This is a genomic window from Pseudomonas sp. NFX224 (genome assembly GCF_048565165.1).
GTDB lineage: Bacteria > Pseudomonadota > Gammaproteobacteria > Pseudomonadales > Pseudomonadaceae > Aquipseudomonas.
The window spans coordinates 2,768,706-2,785,312 of sequence record NZ_CP183416.1 but is presented as its reverse complement, the minus strand read 5'-3'; the positions used below and the strand labels follow the sequence as shown (position 1 = coordinate 2,785,312).

The 16,607-nt window shown below is 59.2% G+C and carries 14 protein-coding genes; 11 read left to right on the top strand and 3 right to left on the bottom strand.

The features are described 5' to 3' along the window. The first annotated feature begins 9 nt into the window (after window positions 1–9). Window positions 10–882 (top strand): sulfate ABC transporter permease subunit CysW, encoded by an 873-nt coding sequence (gene cysW / locus ACNYC6_RS12480; protein ID WP_027922271.1) that lies wholly within the window; start codon window positions 10–12, stop codon window positions 880–882. A gap of 3 nt (window positions 883–885) precedes the next feature. After that, window positions 886–1,875: a sulfate/molybdate ABC transporter ATP-binding protein gene (locus ACNYC6_RS12475; protein WP_419712544.1), complete on the top strand. Its 990-nt coding sequence runs from the start codon at window positions 886–888 to the stop codon at window positions 1,873–1,875. A gap of 104 nt (window positions 1,876–1,979) precedes the next feature. On the opposite strand, the gene ACNYC6_RS12470 is transcribed toward ACNYC6_RS12475, so the two are convergent. Beyond that, a complete protein-coding gene (locus ACNYC6_RS12470) occupies window positions 1,980–2,927 on the bottom strand; it encodes an IS110 family transposase (RefSeq protein ID WP_419708264.1) in 948 nt (315 codons plus the stop codon). A 228-nt stretch (window positions 2,928–3,155) separates the two neighbouring features. Next, window positions 3,156–3,677: a DUF962 domain-containing protein gene (locus ACNYC6_RS12465; RefSeq protein ID WP_419712543.1), complete on the bottom strand. Its 522-nt coding sequence runs from the start codon at window positions 3,675–3,677 to the stop codon at window positions 3,156–3,158. Window positions 3,678–3,761: 84 nt separating this feature from the next. Here ACNYC6_RS12465 and ACNYC6_RS12460 point away from each other — a divergent pair, with 84 nt between their 5' ends. Further along, the gene (locus ACNYC6_RS12460) at window positions 3,762–4,448 is read left to right on the top strand and encodes a Crp/Fnr family transcriptional regulator (protein WP_419712542.1); all 687 of its coding nucleotides are present in this window, start codon (window positions 3,762–3,764) and stop codon (window positions 4,446–4,448) included. A gap of 75 nt (window positions 4,449–4,523) precedes the next feature. Here ACNYC6_RS12460 and ACNYC6_RS12455 read toward each other — a convergent pair whose 3' ends face one another. Beyond that, complete coding sequence (locus tag ACNYC6_RS12455; protein ID WP_419712541.1) at window positions 4,524–5,528, bottom strand: AraC family transcriptional regulator; 1,005 nt, start codon at window positions 5,526–5,528, stop codon at window positions 4,524–4,526. Window positions 5,529–5,628: 100 nt separating this feature from the next. Here ACNYC6_RS12455 and ACNYC6_RS12450 point away from each other — a divergent pair, with 100 nt between their 5' ends. The 8 genes from ACNYC6_RS12450 to ACNYC6_RS12415 all read left to right on the top strand — a co-directional run bounded on the left by ACNYC6_RS12450 (window position 5,629) and on the right by ACNYC6_RS12415 (window position 16,607). Then, window positions 5,629–6,702 carry a fatty acid desaturase gene (locus tag ACNYC6_RS12450; RefSeq protein ID WP_419712540.1) on the top strand — a complete coding sequence of 358 codons (1,074 nt, stop codon included), beginning with the start codon at window positions 5,629–5,631 and terminating at the stop codon, window positions 6,700–6,702. A gap of 368 nt (window positions 6,703–7,070) precedes the next feature. After that, entirely contained in the window at window positions 7,071–7,652 is a 582-nt protein-coding gene (locus ACNYC6_RS12445) for an alpha/beta hydrolase (RefSeq protein WP_419712539.1), read from the top strand. Between the two features lie 58 nt (window positions 7,653–7,710). After that, window positions 7,711–8,643: a sigma 54-interacting transcriptional regulator gene (locus ACNYC6_RS12440; RefSeq protein WP_419712538.1), complete on the top strand. Its 933-nt coding sequence runs from the start codon at window positions 7,711–7,713 to the stop codon at window positions 8,641–8,643. 161 nt (window positions 8,644–8,804) lie between these two features. Next, window positions 8,805–9,587 carry a MetQ/NlpA family ABC transporter substrate-binding protein gene (locus ACNYC6_RS12435; protein WP_419712537.1) on the top strand — a complete coding sequence of 261 codons (783 nt, stop codon included), beginning with the start codon at window positions 8,805–8,807 and terminating at the stop codon, window positions 9,585–9,587. A 502-nt stretch (window positions 9,588–10,089) separates the two neighbouring features. Further along, the gene (locus tag ACNYC6_RS12430) at window positions 10,090–11,220 is read left to right on the top strand and encodes an RHS repeat-associated core domain-containing protein (protein WP_419712536.1); all 1,131 of its coding nucleotides are present in this window, start codon (window positions 10,090–10,092) and stop codon (window positions 11,218–11,220) included. Window positions 11,221–11,395: 175 nt separating this feature from the next. After that, the gene (locus ACNYC6_RS12425) at window positions 11,396–12,499 is read left to right on the top strand and encodes an efflux RND transporter periplasmic adaptor subunit (protein WP_419712535.1); all 1,104 of its coding nucleotides are present in this window, start codon (window positions 11,396–11,398) and stop codon (window positions 12,497–12,499) included. Beyond that, window positions 12,496–13,560, top strand: coding sequence for an efflux RND transporter periplasmic adaptor subunit (locus tag ACNYC6_RS12420; RefSeq protein WP_419712534.1), 1,065 nt, complete (start codon window positions 12,496–12,498; stop codon window positions 13,558–13,560). The genes ACNYC6_RS12425 and ACNYC6_RS12420 overlap by 4 nt, the downstream gene beginning before the upstream one ends. After that, a complete protein-coding gene (locus tag ACNYC6_RS12415; RefSeq protein ID WP_419712533.1) occupies window positions 13,557–16,607 on the top strand; it encodes an efflux RND transporter permease subunit in 3,051 nt (1,016 codons plus the stop codon). Before ACNYC6_RS12420 ends, ACNYC6_RS12415 begins: the two co-directional genes overlap by 4 nt.

The following is a 16,607-nucleotide window of genomic DNA, read 5'->3' as shown; positions in this document are numbered from 1 at the left end:
GGCGCATCCATGTCCCAATCGTCAATTGCTGCCGCCTCTTCGGCCAACGCTGCCCGCCGTGGCAGTGCGACTTCGCGACGAATTCTGATCGGCCTTGGCTGGCTGATTTTTGCGCTGTTCCTGTTGCTGCCGCTGTTCATTGTGGTGTCCCAAGGCTTGAAGCTCGGCCTCGGTGCGTTTTTCACCGCGATCTTCGAACCCGACGCACTGTCGGCGCTGAAACTCACGGTCATCGCCGTGCTGATTTCGGTGCCGCTGAACCTGGTGTTCGGCGTCAGCGCCGCGTGGTGCGTGAGCAAGTACTCGTTCCGCGGCAAGAGCATGCTGGTGACGCTGATCGACTTGCCGTTCTCGGTATCGCCGGTGATCGCCGGTCTGGTCTATGTACTGATGTTCGGCGCCCAGGGCCTGTTCGGGCCGTGGTTGCAGGATCACGACATCCAGATCGTCTTCGCCCTGCCGGGCATCGTGTTGGCGACGATTTTCGTCACCGTGCCGTTTGTGGCCCGCGAGCTGATCCCGCTGATGCAGGAACAAGGCACCCAGGAAGAAGAGGCTGCGCGCCTGCTCGGCGCCAATGGCTGGCAGATGTTCTGGCACGTCACCGTACCCAACATCAAATGGGGCCTGATCTACGGCGTGGTGCTGTGTACCGCGCGGGCGATGGGTGAGTTCGGTGCGGTGTCGGTGGTGTCCGGGCACATTCGCGGGGTGACCAACACGCTGCCGCTGCACGTCGAGATCCTCTACAACGAATACAACCACGTGGCCGCGTTCGCGGTAGCGAGCCTGTTGCTGATCATGGCGCTCTTCATCCTGCTGCTTAAGCAGTGGAGCGAAAACCGTATTAACCGCCTGCGCGCCAGCGCCGCGGAGGAATAATTCATGTCGATCGAAGTGCGTAACGTCAGCAAGAATTTCAATGCGTTCAAGGCGCTGGACAACATCAGCCTGGACATCCAGAGCGGCGAACTCGTGGCGCTGCTTGGCCCGTCGGGCTGCGGCAAGACCACGCTGCTGCGGATCATCGCCGGTCTGGAAACCCCGGATCAGGGCAACATCGTGTTCCACGGTGAAGACGTTTCCGGCCACGACGTGCGTGATCGCAACGTCGGGTTCGTGTTCCAGCATTACGCGTTGTTCCGCCACATGACGGTGTTCGACAACGTCGCGTTCGGCCTGCGCATGAAGCCGAAAAACCAGCGCCCGAGCGAAGGCCGGATCGCAGAGAAAGTCCACGAACTGCTGAACATGGTGCAGCTGGATTGGTTGTCGGATCGCTACCCGGAACAACTCTCCGGTGGTCAGCGTCAGCGGATCGCATTGGCCCGCGCCTTGGCGGTTGAGCCGAAAGTGCTGCTGCTCGACGAACCCTTCGGCGCCCTGGACGCCAAGGTCCGTAAAGAGCTGCGCCGCTGGTTGGCACGCCTGCACGAAGACATCAACCTGACTTCGGTATTCGTGACCCACGACCAGGAAGAAGCGATGGAAGTCGCCGACCGTATCGTGGTGATGAACAAGGGTGTGATCGAGCAGATCGGTTCACCGGGTGACGTCTACGAAAACCCGGCCAGCGATTTCGTTTATCACTTCCTCGGTGACTCCAACCGACTGCATCTGGGCGAGGACAACCACGTGCTGTTCCGTCCGCACGAGGTGTCGTTGTCGCGCCATGAACTGGACGATCACCACGCGGCGCAAGTACGCGATATTCGTCCGCTGGGCGCGACGACGCGGGTGACGCTGAAGGTTGAAGGCCAGACCGATTTGATCGAAGCCGAAGTGGTGAAGGATCACGATAGCCTGATTGGTTTGGCCAAGGGCGAGACGCTGTTCTTCAAGCCGAAGGTCTGGCAGAAAGTCGCCAACATCTAAAGCACAAGCTTCGTCGGATCGTCGCCCGGAGCAAGCTCGTTCCTACAGTGATTTGTGTCCTTCACACATCCCCTGTGGGAGATTCTATGGTTGAGGGGAAGCCTTCAACCTGCTTTCGGTTGGTATTCACCTTGCCCTTTCAGCAGTGCAAATACGATCCGGGCAAGTTTACGGGCCAAGATCACCAGTGCCTGCGTAGTACTGAACCCTTTAGCTCTTTGTTCTTGGTAAAAACCTTTCCAGGCGGCTGTGCGGCTGGCCGACATGGCAGCGTTGTGCAAAAGCCGACGCGCCTCCGGATCGCCGCGCTTGGTCAGGCTGCGGCGACCGTCTTTTTGTCCTGACTGCGATACCCGCAAATCCATCCCCAAAAACGCGATGAAGGCATCTGCATTTCTGAAATCGCCTCGCTGAAAAGCCGCGATCAAGCGGGCACCAGTCAGAAAGCCGATACCTTCGACTTTCATGCAACGCTTCAACTGGGCAAGCAAGCCGGCTTCTTTCAGGCGGTCGTTGATCATTTTCTCGACCAGCCCTTCAAGCCTCTGCATGGAGGCCACTTGCTCGGCAAAAGCGGCTTTGAGCAGCGGTTCATTTGTCCAGCTCTGCACCAAGCCAACCCGCGCCTGAACCAGCGCCGCGCGCCGGCGGAAAAGGCTCAAGAGGCAGCGGTACAACGGCGATGGCGGAATCCATGGATGAAGCTCTTCATACTCGTTCTTCAGATAGCGAGCGAGTAACTTTGCATCCAGCGCGTCAGTTTTGGCGCGAACTTTCACACCTTTGCGGTAATGGCTCAGTTCATAGCCACCGACCATGTAAATGGTGCAACCGGCCTCATGGGCCAGGTCGGCGAACTCCAGGTGATAGATATTGGTCGACTCAATAGCGATATCGACCGGTGCCAGCAAGGCTTTCAGCCATTTCTTGATGGCTGGCTTGTTATTGGGAAGCGTCTCAAGCAGATCCAGTTCGGCCTGATAGATCATCAACTCACTCTTGGCGACATCCACGCCCACGATTGGCTTGATAGCAGAAACCGGCATTGCCATTAAACATCCCCCGAGATATGGTTTTGAGCACTTGAAGGGCTCACCCAGAGGCGCAGGCTTGTTCCTATCGTCGGTCTAGCCAGATGCATTCTTTATCGGCGCTTGGGTGAAAGGAGGAGGGGCGAAATCTCCCACGGATCTGTACTGCGCTAACAGTCAGAATCGAGCCTTGTCCCTCCTCCTCCCTTCAAGTCCTAGCATACAAGCGAGCCTGCTCGCGATGGCGTCCTACGCCGCAGCGTTTTTCTGACGCAAACGAACACCCCCCGCCCGCGCCTCGATCTGCTCTTTGAGTTCATGCCGCATCCCCAGCAAGAACGCCAGCTCAGCCACCACAAACAACGGCCCCACAATCAGTCCCGTCACGTCATCGACGAACGCCGGTTTGCGCCCTTCGTAGTGATGCCCGACAAACTGGATTGCCCAACCGATCACAAACATCGCCACGCCGCTGCTCAACCAGACCAGCGTGCTTTGCTGCGCCAGCACCTGACCCGCCCAGACACTCAGCCCCAACAGCACCGTCATCAACACCCCGAGGCGCAATTCCAGACGCAGGTAAAACCATGCGCTGGCCAACGACACCAGCACCGCCGGTGAAAGCCAGCCCCCGGCCCACTGCGGACGAGACAACAGCACGGCGACGGCAACCACGATCAGCGGAATGCCGATGAAATGGGTGGCGATGTTGCGCGGGTCACGGTGGTACGCGGCGTATTGACTGAGATGGTCAACGAGGCTTTTTTTCATTGTTATTCCTCCTGTAGGGTGACGGATCATGCCTCGGGGCCATTTCACGCTCTGTCAGCCAGGCGACAATCTCTAGGAGTTTTCATGGATATGCAGGTTTGGCGTCCACGCCTGATGCGTGGTCAGTGGTTCAGCCATTTGCCTGTTTCCCTACAGGATAGTCTGCTGTCCGCCGCCAGGGTGCGGCGCCTGTCGCCGGGGCAGGGCTTGTTCAAGCGGGGTGATCCACCGTGTGGCCTGTATGCCGTGCTGGAAGGCGCTGTGCGCGTCGGTGCCGTGAGCGAGCAAGGCAAAGAGGCGTTGCTGGGCCTGGTGGAACCACCGCACTGGTTCGGCGAAATCGGCCTGTTCGATGGCCTGCCGCGCACCCACGATGCGGTCGGCGCCGGTCTATGCACCTTGCTGCACATACCGCAAAACGCTTTGCTGACGTTGCTCGATGAGCAGCCGATCCATTGGCGGCAACTGGCGTTGTTGATGAGCCAGAAGCTGCGCATGACTTTCATCAATCTCGAACAACTGAGCCTGATGCCGGCCTCGACACGGTTGGCTCATCGCTTGCTGATGATCGCCGAAGGTTATGGCGAACTCGACGAACCACGCCGCGTCCTGCCATTGCCGCAGGAGCAATTGGCGTCGATGCTGTCGCTGTCGCGCCAGACCACCAATCAGATTCTCAAGGATTTGCAGGGGCAGGGAATTTTGAAACTGGGGTATGCAGAGATCGAGATTCTGGATGCCGAGCGGTTGCGGGCATTGGCTACGATCTAACTGTTAACGCTGGCCAATGCAGGAGCGAGCCTGCTCACGATCAGGCCAGCCCAGGCAGCCTGTTTTCAGGATCTATCACCGCAACCCATCCCGAAACTGCCCCGGCGTCATTCCGGTCCAGCGCTTGAACGCGCGGCTGAAGCTGCTGGTATCGGCGAACCCCAGTAGATAACTGATCTCGCTCAACGAGCACTGCGGATCGCGCAGGTGCAATAGCGCCAGGTTCTCGCGGCTTTCGTTGAGCAGCGTATCGAACCGACAGCCTTCGTCCGCCAGGTGCCGTTGCAGGCTACGCAGGCTCAGGTGCAGGGCCTTGGCGATGTGTTCGGCGCTGGGCTCGCCTTCCGGCAATTGTTCTTCGATGGCGTCGCGAACCTTGCGCTCCCAGGTCATCGGCCTGAGCTGCGCCAGGGTGCGCTTGAGCACGGTTTCGTTGTGCTCGGCCAGTTCCGGGTTGGCGTCGTCCAGGTGGCTGTCGAAATCAGCCAGGGCGAACTCGATCCGGTCCTCGTCATTGGCGAAGTACACCGGAGCGCGAAACACCTTGTGCCACTGATGCGGATCGGCCGGTTCCGGTCGACGCAGGTACACCGCCAGCGGGGCGTAGTCGCGGCCCAGGCGATTGCGGCAGGTGCGCACGTAAATCGCGGTGAAGGCATCGATGGCTTCGTAAGCGGGAGCGGGATTGCCCGGCGGGATTTTCAAGTGGAAGCGGTAGCGGTCTTCCGCGCGGGTCAGTTCCAGTTCCAGCGCATCACTGACCACCTGGTGATAGCGCACGATGCGCTCGAACACTTCGCGCAGACTGCCGCTGGCAACCAGCGCATAACCGAGCGCATGAAACGTCGTGGGACTGACGAAGCGAGAAACCCGCAAGCCAATCGCCGGATCACCGCTGACCTGCACCGCGAGTTCCCACAGGCGCGTGGTGCTGGACAACGGGTAACGCGCGTTCGGGTCGTCCATCAGTTGCGGGTCGAGCCCGGCTTGCCGGCACAGCGCGGTGCTGTCGAAGCCCAGGGCATCGAGTTGCTTGCGCAAGGCGCGGGTCCAGCTGGCGAGCGAGGTCGGTTCAGTCATGCTGATTGGCGCTTCCGGTCAACAGGTTGGCGTTCACGGCTACCGCTGTGCACGGTTGCAGCAGGCAGGATGCGAACATCAATAACCAGAGGATGGAAGCATGGACCGTACTTCTGCAAGTCCCCAGCGACTGAATGCAGCCCAGCGATCAGCACATATTCGCGAAGTGGTGCTGGCCAGAGGGGTCGAGTTGCGCGAGCGTTACCCGATTCTCAAGCATCAGGACGCCATGGGCGCGGGCATTCTGGCCTTCGCATTGGCCGGCATGATCGGTTCGGCGGCGCTCTACATGACCGGGCATATGGCGTGGTGGGTGTGTCTTTTGCTCAACGCGTTTTTCGCCTCGCTGACCCACGAGCTGGAACACGACCTGATTCACAGCATGTACTTTCGCAAGCTGCGGGTGCCGCACAACCTGATGATGGGCCTGGTGTGGCTGGCGCGGCCAAGTACGATCAACCCGTGGATTCGCCGTCACCTGCACCTCAACCACCACAAGGTTTCCGGTACGGAGACCGACATGGAAGAACGGGCGATCACCAATGGCGAGCCTTGGGGTTTTGCACGGTTTTTGATGATTGGCGACAACATCATGTCGGCGTTCATTCGCATGCTTCGGGCGAAAACCTGGGCGCACAAATTCAGCATCATTAAACGCACCTTGAAGGTCTATGCGCCGCTGGCGCTGATGCATTGGGGCGCGTGGTACGTGTTTCTCGGCTTTCATGCGGCGAATGGCATCGCCTACTTGCTGGGCGCGCCAATCGAGTGGTCGGCGACCACCCTGTCGGTGATGCAGGTGATCAATATCGCTGCGGTGGTGATCATCGGCCCGAACGTGTTGCGCACGTTCTGCCTGCACTTCATCAGCTCGAACATGCACTACTACGGTGACGTGGAACCGGGCAACGTGATGCAGCAGTGCCAGGTGCTGAACGCGTGGTGGCTGTGGCCGTTACAGGCGTTCTGCTTCAATTTTGGCAGTAGCCACGGCATCCATCACTTTGTGGTGAAGGAGCCGTTCTACATCCGTCAATTGACTGTGCCGGTGGGGCACAAGGTGATGCGCGAGATGGGCGTGCGGTTCAATGATATCGGCACGTTCGGCCGGGCCAACCGGTTTGAGCACAAGGAAGCGGCCGAACCGCAGCAGGTACGTGCCGCACAGGTCTAAGCAATGCATCCGGAAACTCAAGCTCAGTCGATCGTCATCAATTTGACCCAAAGAGACGTTAGCTTGTGATGCGAGCAGGGATGTCGACGGCTAATCGTTATATGTGATTTTGGTCTAATAAAGAAATTAAATATTCCTTTATTGGATAAGTGATTTAGCTAATGATCGGCTCCCAGAGTTGTTGATCAGCGCTGACAGATTTTGAGTTTCCGGGGCCGTCTCCTTGGCAGGGTGCGGCCCCTTTTTTATGTCCTGAAAAAACCATATATTCGATATTAGTCTTAATAAATAGCTTCTTATTCCTTAACGAATATAACTCTCCTCCCTATACTCGACCGGGAACAGACACGCGGCAGGAGAGCTCCCCCATGCGCAACGAATCAATTCGCTACCTGATTGTGCCGGGCTGGCAAGGATCGCCAGAAGATCATTGGCAAAGCCACTGGCAGACCAGCCTGCCGAACAGCGCACGGGTGGAGCAGGCCGACTGGCTGACGCCGCGTCGTGAGGACTGGGTCGCGGCGCTGGCCGAGGCGATTGCCGCCGACAGCACGCCGGTGATCCTGATTGCCCACAGCCTCGGTTGCATTACCGTCGCCCATTGGGCGGCGACCGCGCCGGTGCAGTTTTTGCGTCAGGTACGCGGCGCTTTGCTGGTGGCCCCGGCAGACGTCGAGCGCCCGGCCTGCGCGCCGGCCCTGCGCAACTTCGCGCCGATTCCGACGGATCTGCTGCCGTTTCCGAGTCAGGTGGTCAGCTCCGACAACGACAGTGCGGTCAGCGCACCACGAGCTCTTGAGCTGGCGCGTCAGTGGGGCGCGGAAGCGGGGATCCTGGCAGGTGCGGGGCACATCAACGTGAAGTCCGGCCACCAGCGTTGGGAGCAAGGATTTGCCTACCTATATCGCCTGCAAAACCGCATGGAACATAACGCCCTGCGCCGCGCTTGAACCTTTTATTTTTTTAGAATCGCCCCCGTCTCCCGGCGGTTTTGGGCGGGAGTCTGCCATGAGTTTTGAAACCTTCGGTCAGCCATTGCTGACGTTTCCCGACGCCGAAAAAAGTCCCCTGAGCATCCGCGCCAAGGCGTTGGTGTTCGTCGATCCGCGCTCCCGGCAATTGCGCCAGGAGCTGGAGCAACTGGCGCCGCGTTCGATTTCAGTGTTGATTCGCGGTGAAACCGGCACCGGCAAGGAACTGCTGGCGCGGCACATCCATCGTGCCAGTGACCGCGGCGGGCTGTTCGTCTCGGTCAATTGCGGAGCCATCAGCCCGACTTACGCCGATGCGGAGTTGTTCGGTTATGCCGCGGGCAGCCATAGCGGCTCGGCGAGCAGTCGTGCCGGGTGGTTCGGTTCGGCCAACGGCGGCACGTTGTACCTGGACGAGATCGGCGATTTGCCGTTGCCGATCCAGATCAAACTGCTCGCCGCGTTGGAGAACCACGAAGTGACCCGCGTCGGCGCCCATCAGCCGAGCCCGGTGGATGTGCGTCTGGTCGCGGCCACCAGCATTGATCTGGCGCAGGCCGTCGCCGCCGGCAAATTCCATGAGCGGCTCTATCGATACCTCAGCGAAGGCCAGCTCGAACTGCCGGCACTGCGCGAGCGGGTGGGCGATATCCTGTCGCTCGCCGAATACTTTCTCGGCATCTACAGCCAGCGCCTGGATCTGCCGGTGCCGCTGATCAGCGAAGCCGCGCAACAAGCGCTGGAGCGACACCGTTGGCCGGGCAACACCCGTGAGCTGGAAAACGTCATTCACTTTGCGCTGTTGGTGAGCACCGGCGAGGAGATTTTGCCCGAGCATTTGAACCTGCAAGAGGCACCGGTTTCGTTGGAAGAAATTGAGCAAGGCATTGTTTATATGAGCAAAAATGGCACAGTCGACGAGCGTGCGGCACTCAAGCGCTTGCTGGAAAGCCTGACGCAGACGCTCTAGGTCGCTGTATGAACAAAATGGAATATGAAGCTGAATAAAGGTTATTGTTCGGGAATAAAAAATCCCGGTATTGTCCGCTTCACGCCAGCGATAGCACTTCACTGGCACTCGTACTGATAGCCGTCGCCACAAGCGACTGTGATTTTCGATAAGGACACTGCATGAAAAAGGTTCTGTTGTTCACCGCACTGGCGGCTGCCCTGACCACGGGTCTGGCCCAGGCAGGCGAAAAATTGGTGGTTGCCGCAACCCCGGTCCCACACGCTGAAATCCTTGAGCTGATCAAGCCAACCCTCGCCAAAGAAGGTGTGGACCTGGAAATCAAGGTTTTCACCGACTATGTACAGCCGAACGTACAGGTTGATCAGAAGCGTCTGGACGCCAACTACTTCCAGACCCTGCCGTACCTGAACAGCTTCAACGAAGGCAAAGGCACTCACCTGGAAACCGTGATCGGCGTTCACGTCGAACCGTTCGGTGGCTACTCGAAGAAAGTCAAAAGCCTGGCTGAGCTGAAAGACGGCGCGACCATCGCTATCCCGAACGAAGGCAGCAACAGCGGCCGTGCCCTGATCCTGCTGCAGAAGGCTGGCCTGATCGAGTTGAAAGACCCGAAAAACGCCGTCTCGACCCCGAAAGACATCGCCAAGAACCCGCACAACTTCAAGTTCAAGGAACTTGAGTCCGCCATGCTGCCGCGTGTGCTGGATCAGGTCGACCTGGACATGATCAACACCAACTACGCACTGGAAGCGGGCCTCAACCCGGCCAAAGACGCGCTGATCATTGAAGGTGCTGATTCGCCTTACGTGAACTACCTGGTGGCTCGTCCGGACAACAAGAACAGCGATGCCATCCAGAAACTGGCCAAAGCCCTGACCAGCCCGGAAGTCAAAGCGTTCATCGAGAAGAAGTACAGCGGCGCGGTACTGCCGGCGTTCTGATTCGCGAGGTAAACCCCTTCAAGGTTTCCAACGCCGACGGCTGATACAGCGTCGGCGTTTTTTTGTGCGCGCATTTCATGTGGGAGCGAGCCTGCTCGCGATGTGGGAGTGTCAGTCGACATTGATATTTGCTGGTACGCCGCCATCGCGAGCGGGCTCGCCCACAGTGGGTCGGTCGGTTCACGCCACCCTGGCCTTCAACGCCCTGCGCAACGCCACCAGCAACTTGACGATGTCCTGCGGATTCATCGGCGGGGGCACTTTCACGTCTGCCATTTTTCTCTTCCTTGTGAGTGGTCGGCCGGGAGTCTGGCCAAAAGCGGTCCGTCCTTGGAGGGGCAATTCGAAAAAAAGATCCTTCCTACGGGGTAAAGGAAAATAGTCGTCTTACACGGCCTCGGCAAACTGGCGAGACAGATTTGCACCGAGTACTAGTAGTTCTGCTAGGTGATTGCGCTCTTGTATGGGTGCAAGCTGAACGCATCAATCGGAGGTTTTCCTGATGAGTTCGCTTAAAGCAGAGTTGTGCCGCTATCGCTATGATGCCCTGGACCGAATTGTCGGATGTATGCCCGCTGGCGAGGAAACAACGCAGCGGTTCTATTGCCGCGAGCATCTGGTGACCAAGCTGGACGGTCAGGCCAGCCACAGTGTGTTCCTGAGCAGCACACAACTGCTGGCGCAAGTAAGACGTGAGGGCGCTGACTCGCAGAGTTCCTTGCTGGCGACGGATCAGCAACGTTCTGTGTTGCAGATCAATCAAGCTGATCGACCTGTGCCACAAGCCTTTGCACCCTACGGTCATCACCGGCGCGAGAACGGACTCGGCAGTCTTATGGGCTTTAACGGCGAAGTGATTGATCCCGTTACTGGGCATTACTTGCTGGGCAATGGGCATCGGGCGTTCAACCCGGTATTGATGCGCTTCAACAGCCCGGACAGCTTGAGCCCGTTTGGTCGGGGTGGGTTGAATCCTTATGCGTATTGCTTGGGGGATCCGGTGAATTTCAGTGATCCGACAGGGCGTGTTACCCGGCTAATCACAAGCCTATTCAGCCTGGGGAACTCACGTATCGTTCTCTCTCCTTCAATTCCCTACCAGTTGGCAAAGGATGCCTTGCAGTGGGGTGCAGCGGGTCAGTTGCCACTCAAGTACACGGTGGGAGCCCTAGGTTCGACCACCGCGGGAGTCACAACCGTGCTTGCAGCCTTAACGGGGATAGGCGCAGCGGTGGCGGCCATCAACAAGGACACCGAGGCTGCCGCTGTCTTTGGTTTTATCACGCTCGGGCTGGGTGCCATGACGCTTTCGGCACGGATGGGGAGTTTTTGGGCTGCACGGGATACCAAGACGATTCCCGCTTTAAAACAATTTGTTGAGAACAAAGGCAGAGCGAATACCGTCAGCCCAAGATCGCCAAGTCCATCCATGGCGCCGATGGATGTCGCGCCATCTGCGCCACCATTGTCGCCAGGATTTTTTGAGCCATCAGCGCCTTCACTGAATCCCGGAGCCGGTACCTCATTTTTCAGTGGTCAGGCATACAAACGTAAACATGACGGTACTCTAATTTATCGGCGGCGGCATCTGACGGCCAGGCGCAAGAATATCCGAGAGTCTACGGATTTGTAGGACCTCTTCCTGGCGAATACCACACCCGCTCGCAGGGAGCTTTGTGACGTTGTGGTGTTTTGACCTGAGGCAGTTCTTTTCAAGGAAATATCGAACCCAGTGGCGCAGGCCAAACCCTGTTCTAAGCTCAGAGTCGTGTTGTCTCTGAAACACCAGAATAGGCCAAGGAGTTTGCATGGCGGTTCCCGGATTGAAAGTGGCAATGGCCTTGAGCGTCATCACGTTGCTGACCGCGTGCGAAGAGAAAAAACCCATTCCCGAATACCTGCCACGGGTATTCATACAAGTCGTCAAACCGGCGGATTACGCGGCTACGGTGACGCTCACCGGGGATATCCAGGCGCGGGTACAGACCGAGTTGTCTTTCCGCGTCGGCGGCAAGATCATCCAGCGCTCGGTCGATGTGGGTGACCGGGTGACTGCCAAGCAGGTATTGGCTCGCCTCGATCCCAAGGATTTGCAGACCAATGTCGATTCGGCCCAGGCGCAAGTGGTCGCCCAGCAAGCGCTGGTCAAACAGAACGCCGCGGCGTTCGTGCGCCAGCAAAAACTCCTGCCCAAGGGCTACACCAGCCAGAGCGAGTATGACTCGGCCCAGGCTGCCTTGCGCAGCAGCCAGAGCGCGCTGAACGCTGCCCAGGCGCAATTGGCCAATGCCAAGGATCAGTTGAGCTACACGGCTCTGATCGCCGATGCGCCGGGGATTATTACCGACCGCCAGGCGGAAGTCGGCCAAGTGGTGCAGGCGACGATGCCAGTCTTCAGCCTGGCCCGCGATGGCGACCGCGATGCGGTGTTCAACGTCTATGAATCACTGTTGGGCGAGAAGCCGAAGGATCAAACCATTGTCGTCAGTCTGCTCGACAACCCGGCCATCAAAACCACCGGTACTGTGCGTGAAGTCACCCCGTCAGTGTCGGCAGAGTCAGGCACCGTACAGGTCAAGGTCGGCCTCAACAGCCTTCCCGACGGCATGCAACTGGGCTCGGTGGTGAGCGCCTCGGCCAAGGGATCGGGTAAGTCGGTCATCGAGTTGCCGTGGTCGGCCCTGACCAAAAACATCAGCGAACCTGCCGTCTGGATTGTCGACGACAAGGGTCAGGCCCAGTTGCATTCGGTCACGGTCGGCCGCTATCTGACGGGCAAGGTCATCATCAAAGACGGACTGAAGGGCGGGGAGAAAGTCATTGTCGCCGGCGGGCAACTGCTGCACCCGGGCATGGTCGTCGAAATCGCCGAAAATACTTACAAGGATCTGAGTTGGGAGGCCAAGCCGTGAAGCCTTTATGGGCGTTGTCCATTGGGCTGGTGCTGAGCGCCTGTTCCAAAAGCGAGCCACCGCCGGAGCCGATACGGCCGGTGCTGTCGATCAAGATTCAGGCCTTGAACGAAGAGGAACTGGGGCGTTTCGCCGGCAGTATCCAGGCGCGCTACGAGAGCAATACCGGGTTCCGTGTGGGCGGACGAATCGCCAGTCGTAATGTCAACGTCGGGGCCGAGGTCGAGAAGGGTACGCTGCTCGCCACGCTCGATCCATCCGACCAGCAGAACCAACTGCGTTCGGCCGAGGGCGACCTGGCAAAAATCCAAGCACAACTCATCAATGCGCAGGCCACCGCCCGCCGGCAGCAAGCGTTGTTTGATCGCGGGGTAGGCTCGCAGGCCCAGCTTGATTCGGCCAACACCGACCTGAAAACCACCCAGGCTTCCCTTGATCAGGCCCGCGCCGCGGTCGAGCAGAGCAAGGACCAACTGGGCTACACCGAATTGCGCGCCGACCATAAAGCGGTGGTCACGGCGTGGAGCGCCGAGGCCGGGCAAGTGGTGACGGCCGGGCAGCAAGTGGTGACCCTGGCACAACCGGATATCAAGGAAGCGGTGATCGACCTGCCCGATACCCTGGTCGACCAGCTGCCCAGCGACACCGTGTTCCTGGTCGCCGGGCAACTGGACCCGAACACCAACACCACCGCGATCATCCGCGAAATCGAACCCCAGGCAGAAAGCGCCACCCGCACTCGTCGCGCCCGCCTGACCCTGGCCGAAACGCCAGAAGGTTTTCGCCTGGGCACGGCCATCAGCGTCACGCTGAGATCGGCGGTCAAACCGCGCATCGAATTGCCTGTCACCGCGTTGCAGGAGGTCGATGGCAAGCCACGGATCTGGGTCATTGATGCACAGAAAAAAACCGTCTCGCCTCGCAACGTCAGCGTGACCAGCCGCACAGCCAACACCGTGGTACTGGATGGCGGCGTTAGGAACGGCGAGCGGGTAGTCACTGCCGGCGTGAACAGTCTCAAGCCAGGACAACCCGTGAAATTCGACGAGGACAGTCAATGAAAGGGCCTTTCAATCTCTCGGAATGGGCCCTCAAGCATCAGTCGTTCATCTGGTATCTGATGTTCGTCTCGTTGCTGATGGGTGTGTTCTCGTACATCAACCTGGGGCGCGAAGAAGACCCTTCGTTCACCATCAAGACCATGGTGATCCAGAGCAAATGGCCGGGTGCGACGCAGGAGGAGACCCTCAAGCAGATCACCGACCGCATCGAGAAAAAACTCGAAGAGCTTGATTCTCTCGATTACGTGAAAAGCTACACGCGTCCCGGCGAATCGACGGTCTACGTGTTCCTGCGCGACACCACCAAGGCCGCCGATATCCCGGAAATCTGGTATCAGGTGCGCAAAAAGATCAACGATATCCGTGGCCAATTCCCCCAAGGCATGCAGGGGCCGGGTTTCAACGACGAGTTCGGTGACGTCTTCGGTTCGATCTATGCGTTCACCGCCGATGGCCTGACGATGCGTCAGTTGCGCGACTACGTGGAACAGGCCCGCATGGAAATTCGCGGTGTGCCGGGGTTGGGCAAGATCGAGATGGTCGGCCAGCAGGACGAAGTGCTGTACCTGAACATCTCCACACGCAAGCTCGCAGCGCTGGGCATCGATCAGCTCCAGGTAGTGCAGAGCCTGCAAACGCAGAACGCCGTGACCCCGGCGGGGGTTATCGAGGCCGGGCCGGAGCGGATTTCGGTACGCACCTCGGGGCAGTTCACGTCCGAGAAAGACCTGGCCGAGGTCAACCTCAAGCTCAACGACCGTTTCTACCGTCTGGCCGACATCGCTGAAATCAGCCGCGGCTACGTCGATCCGGCATCGCCGGAATTCCGCTTCAACGGTCAACCGGCCATCGGCCTGGCGATCGCCATGCAGAAGGGCGGTAACGTCCAGGCGTTCGGCAAGGCGCTGCATGAGCGCATCAACCAGCTGATCGCGGACTTGCCGGTGGGTGTCGGCGTGCACAACGTCTCCGACCAGGCCGTTGTGGTGGAAGAAGCCGTCGGCGGTTTTACCAGTGCGCTGTTCGAAGCGGTGGTGATCGTGCTGGTGGTCAGCTTCATCAGCCTTGGCATGCGGGCCGGACTGGTGGTGGCGTGCTCGATTCCGCTGGTGCTGGCGATGGTGTTTGTGTTCATGGAGTACAGCGGCATCACCATGCAGCGGATCTCCCTCGGCGCGCTGATCATTGCCCTCGGCCTGCTGGTGGACGATGCGATGATCACCGTGGAAATGATGGTCACGCGCCTGGAAATGGGCGAGACCAAGGAACAGGCCGCGACCTTTGCCTATACCTCCACCGCGTTCCCGATGCTCACCGGTACGCTGGTGACGGTGGCGGGTTTCGTACCGATTGGCCTGAACGGCAGCTCGGCGGGTGAGTACACCTACACGCTGTTTGCGGTGATTGCCTGTGCGATGCTGGTGTCGTGGGTGGTGGCGGTATTGTTTGCGCCGGTGATCGGCGTGCACATTCTGAGCACCAACGTGAAACCCCACGAAGGCGAGCCCGGGCGCCTCGGCAAAGCGTTCAATGGCGGGTTGCTGTGGTGCATGCGCAATCGTTGGTGGGCCATCGGCATCACCGTGCTGTTGTTCGGGTTGTCGGTGGTCGGCATGCGCTTTGTGCAGAACCAGTTTTTCCCGTCCTCGGACCGGCCGGAAATCCTGGTCGACCTGAACCTGCCGCAGAACGCCTCCATCGCTGAAACACGGCGGGCAGTCGATCTGCTCGAAGCGTCCCTCAAGGATGATCCGGATATCGTGCGCTGGAGTACCTACATCGGCCAGGGTGCGATCCGTTTCTACCTGCCGCTGGACCAGCAACTGCAAAACCCGTTCTACGCGCAGTTGGTGATCGTCAGTAAAGGCAAGACCCGTGAAGCCATGATGCAGAAGATTCGTGAACGCTTGCGCAACGAGTTCGTGGGCATTGGCGGCTACGTCCAGGCCCTGGAAATGGGGCCGCCGGTCGGGCGTCCGATCCAGTATCGGGTCAGTGGCAAAGACATCGATCAGGTGCGCAAACATGCCATTGAACTGGCCACTGAGCTGGACAAAAATCAGCACATCGGCGAGATCATCTACGACTGGAACGAGCCGGGCAAAGTGCTGCGTATCGACATTGCCCAGGACAAGGCGCGGCAGCTCGGCTTGTCGTCCGAAGACGTGGCCAACGTGATGAACAGTATCGTCAGCGGCACGGCGGTGACTCAGGTGGACGACGACATTTACCTGATCAACGTGGTCGGTCGTGCGGTGGACTCCGAACGTGGGACGCCGGAAACCCTGCAGAACCTGCAGATCGTCACGCCAAGCGGCACGTCGATTCCGCTGCTGGCGTTCGCCACGGTGCGCTACGAGCTGGAGCAGCCGCTGGTGTGGCGTCGCGATCGCCAGCCGACCATCACCATCAAGGCGGCGATACGCGATGACATTCAGCCGACGGACCTGGTGACAGTCCTCAAACCGTCCATTGACGCTTTCGCCGCCAAATTGCCGGTAGGCTACAAGGTCGCCACCGGCGGTACGGTGGAGGAGAGCAGCAAGGCCCAGGGGCCGATTAACAAGGTTGTGCCGTTGATGGTGTTCCTGATGGCGACCTTCTTGATGATTCAGTTGCACAGCGTCCAGAAGATGTTCCTGGTGGCCAGCGTCGCGCCGCTGGGGCTGATCGGTGTGGTGATCGCGCTGGTGCCGACCGGCACGCCGATGGGCTTCGTGGCGATCCTCGGGATACTGGCGTTGATCGGCATCATCATCCGCAACTCGGTAATCCTGGTGACCCAGATCGATGAGTACGAGCAGAAGGGCTATGCGCCGTGGGATGCGGTGGTGCAAGCCACCGAACACCGACGACGGCCGATCCTGCTGACCGCTGCGGCGGCGAGCCTGGGGATGATCCCGATTGCACGGGAAGTGTTCTGGGGGCCGATGGCCTACGCGATGATCGGCGGGATCGTCGTCGCAACCTTGCTGACGCTGCTGTTTTTACCGGCGCTGTATGTGGCCTGGTACAAGATTCGCGAGCCGAAGAAAGAGGTGCAGTAA